This is a genomic window from Cryobacterium sp. M91 (assembly GCF_002929615.1).
GTDB classification, from domain to species: domain Bacteria; phylum Actinomycetota; class Actinomycetes; order Actinomycetales; family Microbacteriaceae; genus Cryobacterium; species Cryobacterium levicorallinum.
Map to the genome: position 1 here is coordinate 88914 of NZ_PJJT01000083.1, position 14906 is coordinate 103819.

A 14906-nucleotide genomic window follows, 5' to 3' on the forward strand; every position below is an offset into this window, starting at 1 on the left:
AGACATCGAACTGATCTCCGGCACCGGCTTAGGCCAGGGTGATCGTCTTGTATCCGATGGGCGGTTTCGAGACCTATGGGTTGCGAGACGCCTCGGCTGCTTCGGGAGGGCGTCTGAGTGTTTACTTGACAATTACCTGAACGAGGTCTGCTAGCCGGTGGAAAAACGTCACCATCGGCTAGACCCGTCGCATGATCTCCTATTAGACGGTCGATAGGGAAGGTGTTTCTGCACAATGATTGTCGTACGACGTGGGAATGCGTCGACATAGGGGGCACCGTGATCCAAACCATTGAGCGTATCGACCGAGTTGGCACACTCAACGGCCTAGATGGATCGGCGTACCGGCTAGCGCGGCTCTCGCTCATCTACGCGGTCAACGGCTGCGGTAAGTCGACCCTGGCGTCCGTTCTGACTGCAGCCGGGAGCGGCGATGGGCGCTCGCTAACTGAACGACAATCGCTCGGAACGACAGTCGATCCGCACGTCCGGTTGATGCTTGCAGACGGAACAAAGCGTGTTCTTAGCCATGGCCAATGGACGGGCTCGGCCCCTCGCGCTCACGTATTCGATACCCAGTTCATAGATCAAAACGTTCACAAGGGTGGGGACGTAAGCCCTTCGCACCGTCAGGGATTACTTAACGTTGTGATCGGGCACACCGCAGTTGAGCAGCAAGAAGCACTGGAGGCAGCACAGCTTCTCGTGGCGTCGGCGAAAGAGAAAGTCGAGAAGCTTGATAGCGAAGTGGTCGCCATGGCGCACGCCATTGACCCTTCCATGACGTTCTCCACCTTTGAACGCCTCCCAGTCCTCGATGAGGGCGAGACGCAGGAGCAGCTGGCGAAAGCTGAGGCTGCCCTGACGGCGGGCAGAAACATTTCTCAAATTTTCGCCCTGCCAAGGCCCGTTGAACTAAGCAAGATTGACGTTGATCTGAATGACCTCTTTGAGGCTCTAAGCGCGCCGCTGTCCGCGCTTCATGGCGAGGCCAAGCGCCGCGTAGCTGAGCATGTGGCACATATCGACGGGAGAACGACCGTCGCAGATTCCGAATCGTGGCTGCGTACCGGGGCCGCTATTGCCCCTGTGGGAGAATGCCCATTCTGTGGGCAAAGTACCACGGGTATAGAGCTGGTCGACCTCTATGCCGAGTTCTTTGACAGCGCTTACGGGACCTTGCGCGACCGTGTTGAACGCTTACGCGCGCGGCTCGGCAGCTCGGCGCAAGAGGCGCTAGTGAAACAAACAACTACGGAGTACGAACGCGCGAGGTCAGCGGCGGCCTCGTGGGCAAGCCACTTAAACGTTTCGCCCTTACCTGAGCTTGTCCCAATCACACAAACACTGTCGGACATTGGCAGGCTTGTAGATGGGCTGATCGCTCGCAAAATTGAAAACTTTGAAAAGCCCGTCGACGCGGTCGGCCACGTCGATACACTCATCACCTTTGCTCACGCACTGCCCAACATCATTGAGGATGTCAACGCAGCTGTTCGTCAGGCTCAAACAGAGATCAATACATTCAAGAGTTCGCTCTCGGCCGCCGGAGTGCATCAGCTTGAAAAGGAGCTTGCCGCCGCACGACTAGCGAGCCTACGAGGAAGTAATGATGTGGTGCGGCTCCTCACGGAGCGGTCTGCGGCAAAAAAAGAAGTGGGACAGCAAGAACGGGCGGCAACAGAAGCGCGCGACGCCAGCAAGTCCGCCATGAACCAGATTCTCTCTGAGTTCGAAGTGAACATCAACGATCATCTTCTCAAGATGGGTGCGCAATTCAGTATCGAGAAAGTTACCTCAACCTTTGCCGGTGGCACGAGTCGGGGGAACTATGGCCTAAAACTACGAGGCACATCGATCGACGTATCGAATGGCCTGCCGCCGTTTCGTCTCGCACTGAGTGAAGGTGACAAACGCACGCTTGCCTTCGCGTTCTTCTGCGCGATCGTCCTTCAAGACAACGACCTGCGAGGGCAGGTAATCGTCGTCGATGACCCCGTTACGAGCCTTGACGCACACAGGCGCAGACACACCACTAATACTTTGAATGAGATATCTCTCCGTGGCGCACAAGTAATCATTCTTGCCCACGACGCAACTTATCTTCGAGACGTCCGCCAGTCCTTCAAGAAGAAGGAGAAGGACAACTACAACGCTTTGCGCACGTCAGCAGAGCTGCAGTTGATGCGTCCGAGCAGCGGCGATGCGGTCCTCACGAGCCATGACCTCGATCGGGAATGCGAGAGCAAGTACTTTCGCCATTACCGGCTGCTCAGGTCGTTCATCGCTGGCGAAAGAGAAAGTGGCGCGTGGGTCAGCCACACGGTTGCGGCCAATGCCGTCCGACCTCTTGTCGAGGGGTATTTACACCGACGTTTTCCTGGACGCGTTCCGGAGAAGACCCTCGGGGCTGTCGTCGTTGACATTAACTCGGCAACTTCCAGCGACGTTCTTGCACATGCGAAGCCCCTAGCTGCTGAGCTGAGTCAGATCAATGACTGGGCCGCGGGACCACACCATGACACCCAGTCTGATTTCGCAGGGCAAGACGCAGATTCGCAAGAAGTGCGGGCGTTCGCTATTCGTGCCCTGAAAATCGTTCACGGCGAGCCCTAGGGCGTCGCCAAGCCTTCGGTCTAATCATTGGACGACGGTATTTCGATCCCGTAAAGGTGCGGGGATCAGGAGAAGCGGTAGCGAAGGTACTCCGGCGTCCGATGCCCGCCCACGCACGCCGCCTGCTTCACCAACCAAAGCCGAACGAGTTGCCCTAGCTCCGGCCGCGATGTATCCCACGAGCGGGTCGCCGTCCTCGGCGAGGGCATCCATGACTCCAGCTGGCGCGTCGGGGTTCATCGCGACCAAGAGGGCGAGGTCGATGCTGCTGCCCGCGAGTGCAGCCAAAACTTCGGGTGGCGTCGCACCGTTGAACGCGACCGCGTGGCGCACGTCGGTGTCCTTATCGTCGGCGAGAAGCGCGAGGGTTGACGCAGGCGTATTCGGGTTGGCAGCGACGGCGCGCCTCACCAACGCGCTACCTCGCTCGCCGCCGAGAAGGCGAAGAATATCCGGGGGCGTGCTCGGGTCTAATGCGACTTGCATCCTCACTTCCGCGCGCGTATTCGCGACCATCTCCTCGAGCTTTGCTCTGCTCGTGGGTGACACCGGGTGCGCGTGTACCCAAGCGGACGTGGCCGCATCGCGGCACTCCGCGGTTGTCGCGGCGTTATTGAACGCGGCTGTCCGCACGGACCTGTCGTCATCCAAGAGCAAGTCGCCCAGCACAGCAGCATCAAGCCGCGGGCACCCCGCGGCTCGTGCCCGCACGATGGGTTCCTCGTCGTTCGCGAGCGCAATTATGAGGGCAACGTCCAGGCTCTCGTTGCCCGCCGCGGCTGCACGCACCCGATGAACCGGATCGGCCGCCAGCGCTGAGAGCGTCTCAGATGGCGTGCGGGAATTTCCCGCGACGGCGCAGCGCACAGACTCGTCGGCACTCTTGGCGAGCCGAGCCAAGGTCCGAGCTCCTGTGCGTTCGTTGTCGGCTGCTGTCCGGCGCATGTCAGGGTCACGAACGCGGCTCTTAGAGATTCTCTCGAGCGCGTCCTCAAATAGTTCATCCGTCAGCTGAATGTCTGGCCGTGTAGCCACCGTTTTAAGCACTTGGAGCAACTCCTCGCCCGTGCTGATCTTGAGGAGGGTCTCCGCAATGGAAGCCGCGAGTGCCACGGGCGCTCTCGGGTTAGCTACAACCGCCAAGCGAACCGACGGGTCCTGATCTTCGGCCAGGCTAACTATCATCTCGAAGGGTGCCGCTTCGTTTCGCGCGAGCGCTACGCGCACTCGAGCATCTCGGTCGCCCGCGAGTATCCTCGCGGCAGCCGATGGGACCTTGCTAGAGGCGGCGAGCCGTTCGCGGGGCTCGAATGATCTGGTTGAGCGCAGTCGTGGCAAAAGAAGCGCAAGATCCTCGGCGGGGAAAGCAGAGTTCTCGATGAGTGCCACGAGGACGTCGACTGATTTCGTTCCCGCTAGGTCGCGGAGATTAGCGAGAGGCGTCGAGGGGTGAGTTGCGACGAGCTCCAGTGTCTCCTTTTCGGACTCGGCAGGGGTGCGGCTGCGAACCCAGGCCGGCTGGTTGTCTCCCTCCGTCCGGAACCGGATGCGCTCCTCCCGAGAAGCGGCAAGCTCACCGAGCAAAGCGCCGAAAAGATCGTCTGGAACGTCGACAGTGCGCTGAAGCGCCGACCAGCGAATCTTGGGATCGGCATCAGCGAGGAGTGTGGCAAGCACCGAGGAGTCCACGACGGGCAGGTCCAAAGCGACCATCTGTCTCACCCAGTCCGGGCGGTCCCTACGGATGAGGTCCTCCTTCACGATGTCGGGTATTCCCACCATTAGCCAGTTGGGAATAGCGGTCGACCGCCTCATTTCCGTTGCCCAGTATTCACTGGCCATCGGGAGAGGAATGCGGGATCTAAAGCCCGATGAGGTGCCCCTCGTGAGAGCCAGGAACTGCGAAAACCATCGCCTGTCGAGCGCCCCGTCATCGCGGTCCTGCAAGATCCGCACGACGGAAGGCCCCGATTCGCGGGACTGGGCGACCTCACCGCCGGTCACCGACTCGATGGACAGTCGCGTCGCTGAGGAACTTACGACGACATGTGCTGCCCCCAACACCTTGAGATGAGCTTTCGGGGTCCGGGGGTTGGCGGTGGCCGCACGTCGGACGACGACGCTCCTATCATGGGCCAGCGCGGCCAGCACTTCCGTCGGCGCGCTTTCATTCCCCGCTACGCCCTCGCGGACTGAGGCGTATCTGTCCCGTGCCAGCTCGCGCATCGTCGCCTCGGGGATCATCGCGTTCCGCCCGATGCGGAAGCGGATGCCCGCGTCACTGTTCCGGGCCAATTCGGCGAGCATGTACTGCGGTGTGTTCTTGTTGTCGGCGAGCATCTGGTTTTTGCGGTGCTGAGTGACCGGGACGTGAATACCCATTTGCTGACCGCCAGCTGCTTTGAGAAACCCCTCCCGCAGCGTGGGCATCAGCTCCTCAGGGTCGCCGCCGAGAAGCATCTCTAGCCCCCACGTCCTCGTCAGGCCCTGTCTCGGGAGCCACACGCCGACAGTCCGGATGCGCAGGGAGTCGTCGAGATCGAGCATGACGTAGCCGAGAAGCTGCCTTAGGCAGGCTCGCAGCTTCGGAACGGTCAGCTCCGCGTAGGCCTTACTGTCGATGAGGACGTCCCCAACGAGCCAGTCGGCATCCGCGCCACCAACGAGCCGCGAGCCCGCGAATACAGGGTTCGGCTCGAAGCGGTCACCGTTGGCTATCTGCTCCCGCCATAGATCGATCTGGGCGCTGTTGGACTCCATCATCGAGCGAAGGTCTGCCAGAGAGGGCGTGTCGAGGCCGTTCGCGAAGTCCTTGCCCCCGGAGGCAAGATCGCAGGCCGTTCCGACAGACCCTTTCAGCACTTTGATCATGGCGCGGTGCATCTGCTCGCAGTGCGCGAGCAAGAGGGCCGCACGGTCGAGGTCGGCTTCGCTGGACGGGGTCTCGAGGATCTGCACGGCCACGTCGAACGCCTCAGAGAGGACCTTCACCCGGTGGGCGCCGTTCTCGACTTCACCCTGGTGCAGGGACAGATCTGCGACGCCAAGGGCTGCGGCCGAGTCATGAGCATCGAATCCACCGAGCGCGATGCGCACACGGAAGTCGACGGCCGTTCCCGCCCGCGCGACATCCACTCCCGGGAAGGGCGGCAGGATCGCGGTGCTCGCCGCAAGCTCGATAAAGCCCAGCGCGTCGGCGGCTGCACGCGCCCCGTCAGTTCTGCCCGTCAGGGCTAACAGGACTGGCGAGATCCCGTCGATGTATGCGCGGACCGGCGACTCGGCATCTTCCAAGTGCTTCGTGAGGCTCACGAGTCTTCCCGTGACGAAGTCGACCGCTCGGGAATGCCGGGCCGAGGCTTCAGTCGGTGCAGGCCGTGGGCCGTCTTCGATACAGACATGTGCCAACGCTAACGTGCTCTTGGCAGCTTAAAGAGTGACCTGCTCCGATGCGCGTCGGGTGCCGCCGTCGATGCGGAAATTGCGGTCGCCCAGCGGCCCCCTACGGAGTGACGGGAACGCGTGTCCAAGGACTAGCTCAACCGCGATGCTAGATAAATGCAACCGTATGCACTGCAAGCGTCAGGTGCCGCTCAGCGAACTTCCGCTCCGACTCTTGGCAACAAGAAGTTTGGTGCCAGAGCGAGGGCGAGCACCCTGGACTGCCCGCGAACCCCGCATCTATTCCGCAGATTTGATAGCAGAAGAAGAAAGCGGATGAACGCGAATAGCAGGCCTGATCAGGGAAACTCGAAGAAGCTGATAGCCCGCAGAAATCCCTGATAGAGCCATACTCTTACTCGAAAGGTCACCGGATCGACGCCGGTCGGGGCCACCACCGCCACTCCCTAGGAAACTCACTCGTGAGGGACTCGGGGAGTGGCCTTTTTTATGCCCGGTCCGAGTCTCGGGCAGCGCGCCCTCGACATTGCGTCCGCGACAGTGCGTCCTCGACAGGGCGGGTGCGAGCTGCAGCTCACTTGCATCGTTGTCGTCGGGTTCCTGCGGCCCGGTGGCCTTGGCGACGGTTCGCGACGGCGAGATGGCCCTGAGCCAGAAACTGGTTCTGACTGCAGAAACGCTGTGCCGGCCCAGGCCTGAGCTCACGGTCGACGGCTCCAGCCCACTCGGGAAATTCCTCGGGCTGACTCCTTGACGGTGAGCACATCACGAAAAGTGAACCATGTGACGGATGCCCTCCCGACGCCCACCGACGACGGTGCCGCCGATCACCTGATCGGATTGCACCTGCCTGACATCGCCCTTGCATCGACATCGGGCGGTGAGATGAGCATCAAAAACGTCTCGCCCGGGCGCTGGATCATGTTTATCTATCCACGAACCGGTGTTCCGGGCCAGGCCGAGCCAATCGGATGGGCAGGCATTCCCGGAGCAAAGGGGTGCACCGCCGAAGCCTGCAGCTTTCGCGACAACCTGGCCCAGCTCTATGAGGCCGGTGCGCGATGCGTGACCGGGCTCTCCGTGCAGAGCAGCACTTACCAACGCGAGGCCGTCGAGCGGTTGCACCTGCCCTACCCGCTCCTCTCCGACGAGAATGGGCGATTGGCCGGGGCACTCAAACTCCCAACCTTCACGGTCGCAGGCTTGACACTTCTCAAGCGGATGACCCTCGTCGTCGACGGGCAGACCATCAGGCACGTGTTTTATCCCGTCTTCCCGGCGGACGCTCATGCAGAACAAGTCCGTGCCTGGTTGCGAGCAAATCCCGCGGACTGATGTCCCGAGAACAATCGCTGCCGGTCACCGTTTCAGGAAGCGCCCGTACGCGGAATCGAGCGGGACGGACCATCCATTCACGAGGCAGCGCGCATCAGGTGCCGAAGGTGGCAGCACCGACATCATCCGAAAGGAACACCTAGGCTCGAATGATGACCACGCGCACCGTTCTTATCCTGCTCGACGTCGATGGGGTACTGAACCCGCGGGTCGTCGGCCAGCGGCTTGTGCTCGATGCGCCGCGCCAGGAGCTCGTGCGGCGGCTCGCCGAGCTGGGATCCATCGTCTGGGCGACCACGTGGTCACCCACGCACACGTTTCACCTGACCCGGGACCTCGGCCTGGCAGCAGACACCGAGGGCATCGCCTTTCCGCGCAACCTGCACGCCGCTCCGTCAGCTCCCGCACCGACAGCGAAGCTGCACTGGGTCGCCCGCTGGCTGGCCCGGCAGGAGCCGCAGCCCGACGCGGTGATCTGGATCGATGACATCCTGCGCCAGGATGCCGTCGCCTGGGCGGCCGCCGAGGCGCGACCCACGCTTCTGGTGCAGCCCGACATGAACATCGGACTCACCGCCGCGCACATCGACGACGTGCAGCGCTTCATCGCGCGCCTGGTGCCGACCGACACACCCACCAACCCACGGAGCGAGTCATGACCAGCACACCATCAGTGATCGTATTCGATGTCAACGAGACTCTCTCCGACATGTCCCCGCTGAGCGCCCGATTCGTGGAGATCGGCGCCCCGGCCGAACTGGCCCGAATCTGGTTCGCCGCGCTGCTGCGGGATGGCTTCGCCCTCGCCGCCGCGGGTGGTACTGCAAAATTCGCGACGATCGGTTCGGAGATTCTGCGCGGACTGCTCCGCGATGTGGCGCTCACCCGCAGTCTCGACGATGCCGTGACCCACATCATGAACGGCTTCCAATCGTTGAGCCTGCACCCGGACATCGCTGACGGAATCCGGGCCCTGAAAAGCGCGGGCATGCGCCTCGTGACATTGTCCAACGGATCGGATCAGGTAGCCGAGTCCCTGCTGACCCGGGCCGGGCTGCGGAGCGACTTCGAGGCCGTACTCACGGTAGAAGACGCCCCAGCGTGGAAGCCGGTTCAGGCCGCCTACGACTATGCCGCGGCTGCGTGCGGGGTTACAACGGGCGACTTGGTGCTGGTGGCCGTGCACCCCTGGGACATCCATGGGGCGGTCAGGGCAGGCCTGGGCACCGCGTGGTTGAACCGCACGGGCGAGGCCTACCCGAGCTACTTTGCGGCACCGGAGCACACGATCACCGCTTTGAGCGACCTCGCCCGTCGACTCAACTAGGGTACGAATGTGGCCGCTGAACGTCGGTTTGTGTCCGTCTGCGTCCAAAATGGGCACATGAGGACGATGACATCACCGAATACACACTTCCCGGTCTCCGACATCGTTCTCGGGCTGATGCGAGTTGTTCCCCTCGCCGACCAGGAGGTTCGATCCTTGGTTGGAGCCGCCCGGACGCCGGCATAAATTTCTTCGATCACGCCGACGTGTATGGCGGCGAGCCCCACGAATGCGAGCGGCGTTTCGGCGAAGCCGTCACGTTTTCCGCCGAAGGACGGGCAAGCGTCGCCATCCAGTCCAAGGTCGGCCTTCGATCGGGCTTCTGGACTTCTCCAAGGGGCACATCCTACGGTCCGTCGACGAATCACTCGCGGCGTTGAAGACCGTTTACCTCGACCTGCTGCTGCACCGTCCCGACGCGCTCATGGAACAAGATGAGGTCGCCGAAGCCTTCAAGATTCTGCACGATGCGGGGAAAGTACTCAATTTCGGCGTCTCCAATCACACTCCCGGGCAGGTCGAGTTACTGAAGCATTCGGTGGCGCAACCGCTCATCGTCAATCAGGTGCAATTGAGCATTACGCATGCGCCGCTAATCACCGCCGGCGTTTCGGCCGTGGGGTCTCATATCACCCTCACCAGGGGAGAATGGTACCGACTCTTCACTGCCACCGGACATATCTTGCCGTAGTCAGTCCCCTGCAACTCTTGGCGGTAAAAAAATGAATGTCGCACTCGGTCTTCTCACTCTCGTCGCCGTCGTCTGCGCGGCCAGTGCTCTCGCGAGGCGCCTGAACCTGTCCGTTCCACTGCTGCTGGTGGTCGTTGGAGTGATCGGCTCGTACCTGCCGTTTATTCCAGCGATCAAGCTGGATCCGGAACTGGTATTGGTGGGCATCCTGCCTCCATTGCTCTACGCGGCCGCCATTCGTAACTCCCTGGTCGAGTTCCGCACAAACCTGCGTTCTATCGCACTACTGTCGGTCGGCTACGTCATTTTCGGAACCGTAGCCATCGGCCTCATCGTCTGGTGGCTGATCCCGGAGATTCCGCTGGCTGCGGCGTTCGCCCTAGGCGCGGTGGTGGCTCCGCCGGACGCGGTAGCGGCGACCACGATTGCCCGTCGCGTTGGGCTACCGCGCCGGGTAGTGAGTCTTTTGGAGGGCGAGTCACTGGTCAACGATGCGACCGCACTGGTGCTCCTTCGCACGGCGATCGTTGCTATTGGCGGCAGCGTCACCGTCTGGCAGGTGGCGTCTGACATCGCTTTGGCCGCTGGTGGAGGTATCGTGATCGGACTAATCGCGGCGTGGCTCCTGTTGCAGATCCGAAAACGGGTGCGTAACGTCGCCATAAACACGTCCATGTCTCTCGCAGCCCCGTTCGTGGCCTATATCCCGGCGGAGGAGATCAACGCATCGGGCGTGTTGGCTGTCGTCGTGGCCGGCCTCGTGATCGGCACCAAGTCGCCAGCGATGCCCGGCGGCGCCTCCCGATTGAGTCAGCGCAGCAACTGGGCCACCGTCCAGTTTTTGCTCGAGAACTCCGTCTTTCTGCTGATCGGGTTACAGGTGCGCACAATTATTGAGGCGACCTCCGGCGATTCGCTTGGCGCCGCGCGCATCTGGGGCACCTGTATTGTCGTATTCGTCGCGGTTCTCCTGTTGCGCCCGGTGTGGGTGTTCCCGGCCATTTATCTGCCTCGGCTGATACCCAAAATTCGCACGGCTGACCCCGCACCACCCTGGCAGTTGCCCACCATCGTGTCTTGGGCGGGTATGCGCGGTGTGGTCACCCTGGCTGCCGTGTTCGCCCTGCCAGAAGACGTCGCACACCGCCCCGTCCTCGTTCTCGCGGCCCTGGGAGTCGTGGCGGGAACGCTGGTTGTGCAAGGCCTCACCTTGCCGTGGCTGGTACGGGCCCTCGGCGTGCACGGCCCAGATATCCATGCGGATGCGCTCAGCCAGGCCGCGCTGATGGACCAGGCCACCGCCGCGGGAATCGAAAACCTGCGCCAGCACACCCGGCCCGGCGATTCTCCAGAGGTGCTGGCCATGCTCGAACGCCGCACGCAGGAACGCAACAGGGCAGCATGGGAGCGCCTCGGGCGTTCGGAGCTCGCAGACCGCACTCCCAGCAAGCGCTACGTGCAGCTGAGGCTGGCCATGCTCGATGCGGAGCGCGCCAGGGTTCTCAAACTGCGTCGCACCGGCGATTACGCCCACGAGGTGATCAGTGAAGTGCTGGAGATGCTCGACGTGGAGGAGTCCATGTTGGATTCCTCCACCGAGGGTGCGGACATCGACGCCCGCACCCCGGCCCGACCCGCCAATCGGCGCGACAACGACGAAGCGCGCCTGGGCGCGGGCGGCTGCGAGCACCTACGGACCGTGGGCGAGCAGTCAGTGCCGCAGGACCCTGAGTGTAAGGACTGTGTGCGCGAAGGCACCACCCCGGTACACCTTCGAATGTGCCTGGCCTGCGGAAACGTGGGGTGCTGCGATTCATCCGCGGGTCAGCACGCGACCAAGCATTTCCAACAGTCCGGCCACGCCATCATGTGCAGCGCCGAGCCGCGGGAATCATGGCGCTGGTGTTACGTTGACGAACTCCTCGGCGAGCGCGTGCTCGTCGACTCGTTGTAAGAACCGTCCCCGAGAGCTGCAGCTTTGGGCGGGGTGTCGACGAGTTTGAGGCCGACGATGCAGCCGATCAGGCCGAGCAGCAGCGCGATCTTCAGCCACGACACGCTCGCATCGCCGCTGATCATGGCCCAGACCACGGTGAGGGCCGCGCCGATGCCGACCCAGACGGCGTAGGCCGTTCCGATCGGAATCTCCCGCATCGCCCAGGCCAGACCGCCCATGCTGAGTGCAAGCGCACCGCCGAAGATAATGGTCGGCCACAACTTGCTGAAGCCCTCGGACTTGCCGAGCGCCGTCGCCCAGACAGCTTCCAGCACTCCGGACGCAATGAGTACGATCCACGACATGACTGCTACTCCTCGGCCAGTCTTGTCTTGTGCCGGGTACTGATCCGTCGTCCGGGGCCGCATTTCGCGACCTCCCTCGACCATAGGCAGACCCACTGGGCAAAGCCTGTGCAGAGCCGCACGAAACAAGCGGATGCCGCAGCATCCGTTCACCGGCAGCAGCCGTTACGCGATAAACGCGCGATAGGCGGGGTCGTTCGCGCGCAGCACGCGCAGCACGTTCTGGTAGCCGAGCTTGGCCAGGTCAGCGTCGCTCCAACCGCGACGCGACAGCTCGGCGAACAGGTTCGGGTACTCCGAGACGTCGGCCAGACCAACCGGCATGTCGGGGCAGCCGTCGAAGTCACCGCCGAGGCCGATGTGGTCGACGCCGGCCACCCGCCGGGCATGCTCAACATGGTCGGCAACGTGCGCGACCGTCACGAGCGGCTTGTACCCCGCCGAGCCTTCGTCTTCCCAGCGTCGGTAGTCGGCCGAGATGAACGCGGGCACGAAGGTGATCATCTGCACACCATTGTTGGCCTTGAGCTGGGTGAGAATCTGATCCGGCACGTTCCGCGGGTGGGGGTTGAGGGCAAAGCACGACGAGTGGCTGAAGATGAGCGGCAGCTCGGTCGCGTCCAGCGCGTCCTGCATGGTCGCGGCCGAGACGTGCGAGAGGTCGATCATCATGCCGATGCGGTTCATCTCCGCGATGACTGCTCTACCTCGATCATTTATTCCGTCGTGGGTCACATCGCCCACTGCTGCGTCAGCCCACTCGGTCGAGGAATTCCAGGTCAGCGTCATATACCGCACACCCAGGCGGGCGTATTCGCGCAGCACGGCGAGCGAGTTGTTGATCTGATTGCCGCCTTCAACGCCCAGCAGCGACGCGATTCTTCCATTCAGCTGGGCGCGCTCGACGTCGTCGGCCGTGACGGCCCACTCGAAGTCGTCGGGATACGCCGCAATCAGGCGGTGAATGAAGTCGATCTGCTCGAGGGTTGCCTGGACCGAATCCGTCCCCTCCAGATCGGTGTGCACCCAAACCGACCAGAACTGGCCGTGTACGCCTCCGCGACGCAACTTGGGGACATCCGTTTGAAGCGCGCTGCGCCCAGAATCCTGCTCGGAATCGAGTCCGCTGACGGAATAGTCACGATGCGCGCGGCAGGCCCAGGCAAGATCGTTGTGTCCGTCAATGACAGGAAATCTCGTAAATCTTTCGGTCATGTGAATTCTCCCCGGCAATGCGTTGGCTCCGATCAGCCTACGACCCGCGCCGTGCGGGTGCGCGGCCGCCGATAACGCCCAAGTGTGCCGCAATACCGCACGTTAATGAGACGCCAAGCCGTTCGTGGCGACACAAACATGGCCCGTGACGGACTGCCCTACCCGGCACGGGGAAGCTGCCCCCCGTTGAGGTTACAGCGCGGCCGACTTGAATCGGGGTAGTCTCTGCCAGTAAGTTGCTGAGAAAGAATCATCTTCACTGCCGCGCTCCACCGAGAGACAAGTGCCAGCATCGTCACCTTGTCGCTAAGACCACCTGTTCCTGTAAACCCGACTGCAGGGAATGCAACGTGACACACACCCCGACCCGTCGCTCCACCGTCAGCGCAGCCTGCGCCAGTCCGGTGCCTCGCGCACCCGATTGCCCCTATCTGGCCGCGCCCTGGCGTTCGATCACACCGGGAAGCACGCATGAGTGAACCCGACTCCCCCGCGCCACTCCCGGTAGGCGATTCCCTTCGTCGCGCGCCGAAGCTCCGTCTCGTCGACCAGGCTGCGTCAGCCACCTGTGACATCGCGCTCGACACCCCGTCGTCGGGACTCATCTGGGCGCGCCGCTACCGCACGAAGCTGCGACTGACCGATGTCACCGTCATCGTGCTGGCCGTGGCTGTTGCCCTGGTCTTTCGGTTCGGTGTGCGCGGTATTCCGGCCGTTCCCGGATCGTTCAGCGCCAATTATTGGCTGGTGTCCCTGCTGATCGTGGTGACCTGGCTCGTCGCTCTCGAGCTGTTCCATACTCGCGATTCGCGCGTGGTGGGTGCGGGAGCGCACGAGTACAAACAGGTGGTGAATGCGAGCGCCGTGACCTTCGGCATGCTCGCCATCGCCTTTCTCATCTTGCAGGTTGACATCGCGCGCCTCTTTTTCATTCTCGCGCTGCCCCTCGGCGTGATCGCCCTGGTATTCGAACGGTGGTTGTGGCGCAAATGGCTGCTGCACCAGCGCACGTTCGGCCACTATCTTGCCCGGGTCATCGTGGTGGGAAACCGGGAGGACGTTGAGTATGTCGTCAGCCAGATCGACACCAAGTCTGGCGCCGCGTACTACATCGTCGGGGCCGCACTCGAAGAGAGCGACAGCGCTGAGATAGCCGCTGGCGACCGCCTGGTGCCGATCGTGTCCGATCTCGAACATGTCGCCGCGGCCGCATCGGCCATGGGCGTCGACACGGTCATCGTGGCCGGACAGCCCAGCGGTGGCAGCGCCTACATCCGCAACCTCGGCTGGGACCTCGAGGGCACGTCGGCCGAGCTCGTTCTCTCCAGCCGGCTAACGGATGTCGCTGGTCCCCGCATCCACTTCCGTCCCGTTGACGGCCTCCCGCTGATCCACGTCGAAATCCCCCGGTTCGAAGGGGCCCGTCATGCCCTCAAACGCACCCTGGACATCGTGACGACCGGACTCGCCATCGTGTTTCTGCTGCCCGTCCTGGCCGTGATCGCTGTGCTGATCAAGATCGACAGCCCCGGCCCGGTGCTGTTTCGCCAGGAGCGTTGCGGCCGCAATGGCCAGACCTTCCGCATGATCAAGTTCCGTTCCATGGTGGAGACGGCCGAAGACGACCTGGCTGGCCTCCTCGACCAGAACGAGGCCGCCGGGGTGCTGTTCAAGATTCGCAATGACCCCCGCATCACCAAGATCGGCCGGGTGCTGCGCAAGTACTCGCTCGACGAGCTGCCCCAGCTCTGGAACATCTTTGTGGGTGAAATGAGTCTGGTCGGCCCCCGTCCGCCGCTTCCGGAGGAAGTGCAGGGCTACGAGACCCACGTGCACCGACGCCTTTATATCAAGCCCGGTCTGACCGGCATGTGGCAGGTCAACGGGCGTTCCAACCTGAGTTGGGAAGACAGCGTTCGGCTCGACCTGTACTACGTCGAGAACTGGTCGCTGGCCGGCGATCTGATGATCATCTGGCGCACCTTCAAGACCGTCATCCAACCAGTAGGGGCGTATTGA

General features: G+C 62.6%; 10 protein-coding genes and 1 riboswitch. Of the genes, 7 read left to right on the forward strand and 3 right to left on the reverse strand.

What is annotated here, in order from left to right:
* Nucleotides 1-279 precede the first annotated feature (279 nt).
* Nucleotides 280-2616, forward strand: coding sequence for an AAA family ATPase (locus CXY80_RS09200; protein ID WP_146070713.1), 2337 nt, complete (start codon nt 280-282; stop codon nt 2614-2616).
* 24 nt (nt 2617-2640) lie between these two features.
* On the opposite strand, the gene CXY80_RS09205 is transcribed toward CXY80_RS09200, so the two are convergent.
* Entirely contained in the window at nt 2641-5928 is a 3288-nt protein-coding gene (locus tag CXY80_RS09205; protein ID WP_104132326.1) for a hypothetical protein, read from the reverse strand.
* A gap of 846 nt (nt 5929-6774) precedes the next feature.
* Here CXY80_RS09205 and CXY80_RS09210 point away from each other — a divergent pair.
* The 5 genes from CXY80_RS09210 (at nt 6775) to CXY80_RS09230 (ending at nt 11325) form a co-directional block, all read left to right on the forward strand.
* Nucleotides 6775-7353, forward strand: coding sequence for a peroxiredoxin (locus CXY80_RS09210; RefSeq protein ID WP_104132327.1), 579 nt, complete (start codon nt 6775-6777; stop codon nt 7351-7353).
* A gap of 152 nt (nt 7354-7505) precedes the next feature.
* Nucleotides 7506-8012, forward strand: coding sequence for an HAD domain-containing protein (locus CXY80_RS09215; RefSeq protein ID WP_134495407.1), 507 nt, complete (start codon nt 7506-7508; stop codon nt 8010-8012).
* Nucleotides 8009-8680, forward strand: a complete 672-nt coding sequence (locus CXY80_RS09220; RefSeq protein ID WP_092451764.1) for a haloacid dehalogenase type II — start codon at nt 8009-8011, stop codon at nt 8678-8680. Before CXY80_RS09215 ends, CXY80_RS09220 begins: the two co-directional genes overlap by 4 nt.
* A 376-nt stretch (nt 8681-9056) precedes the next feature.
* Nucleotides 9057-9371 carry an aldo/keto reductase gene (locus tag CXY80_RS20145; RefSeq protein ID WP_233195208.1) on the forward strand — a complete coding sequence of 105 codons (315 nt, stop codon included), beginning with the start codon at nt 9057-9059 and terminating at the stop codon, nt 9369-9371.
* 31 nt (nt 9372-9402) lie between these two features.
* On the forward strand, nt 9403-11325 hold the full coding sequence (locus CXY80_RS09230) for a Na+/H+ antiporter (RefSeq protein ID WP_104132328.1): 1923 nt from the start codon (nt 9403-9405) through the stop codon (nt 11323-11325).
* Here the strand turns inward: CXY80_RS09230 and CXY80_RS09235 are convergent.
* Both CXY80_RS09235 and CXY80_RS09240 read right to left on the reverse strand, forming a co-directional pair.
* Nucleotides 11277-11672 carry a multidrug efflux SMR transporter gene (locus CXY80_RS09235; RefSeq protein WP_104132329.1) on the reverse strand — a complete coding sequence of 132 codons (396 nt, stop codon included), beginning with the start codon at nt 11670-11672 and terminating at the stop codon, nt 11277-11279. The genes CXY80_RS09230 and CXY80_RS09235 overlap by 49 nt on opposite strands.
* Before the next feature lie 11 nt (nt 11673-11683).
* A riboswitch (guanidine-III (ykkC-III) riboswitch) is annotated at nt 11684-11747 on the reverse strand.
* A gap of 90 nt (nt 11748-11837) precedes the next feature.
* On the reverse strand, nt 11838-12887 hold the full coding sequence (locus tag CXY80_RS09240; RefSeq protein ID WP_092451758.1) for a dipeptidase: 1050 nt from the start codon (nt 12885-12887) through the stop codon (nt 11838-11840).
* A gap of 471 nt (nt 12888-13358) precedes the next feature.
* Between CXY80_RS09240 and CXY80_RS09245 the strand changes: the two genes are divergently transcribed.
* A complete protein-coding gene (locus CXY80_RS09245) occupies nt 13359-14906 on the forward strand; it encodes a sugar transferase (protein WP_104132330.1) in 1548 nt (515 codons plus the stop codon).

Coding starts and splice junctions, on each gene's coding strand:
- CXY80_RS09215 (WP_134495407.1), top strand. CDS start 7,506: ATGACCACGCGCACCGTTCTTATCCTGCTCGACGTCGATGGGGTACTG.
- CXY80_RS09235 (WP_104132329.1), bottom strand. CDS start 11,672: ATGTCGTGGATCGTACTCATTGCGTCCGGAGTGCTGGAAGCTGTCTGG.
- CXY80_RS09220 (WP_092451764.1), top strand. CDS start 8,009: ATGACCAGCACACCATCAGTGATCGTATTCGATGTCAACGAGACTCTC.
- CXY80_RS09240 (WP_092451758.1), bottom strand. CDS start 12,887: ATGACCGAAAGATTTACGAGATTTCCTGTCATTGACGGACACAACGAT.
- CXY80_RS09230 (WP_104132328.1), top strand. CDS start 9,403: ATGAATGTCGCACTCGGTCTTCTCACTCTCGTCGCCGTCGTCTGCGCG.
- CXY80_RS09245 (WP_104132330.1), top strand. CDS start 13,359: ATGAGTGAACCCGACTCCCCCGCGCCACTCCCGGTAGGCGATTCCCTT.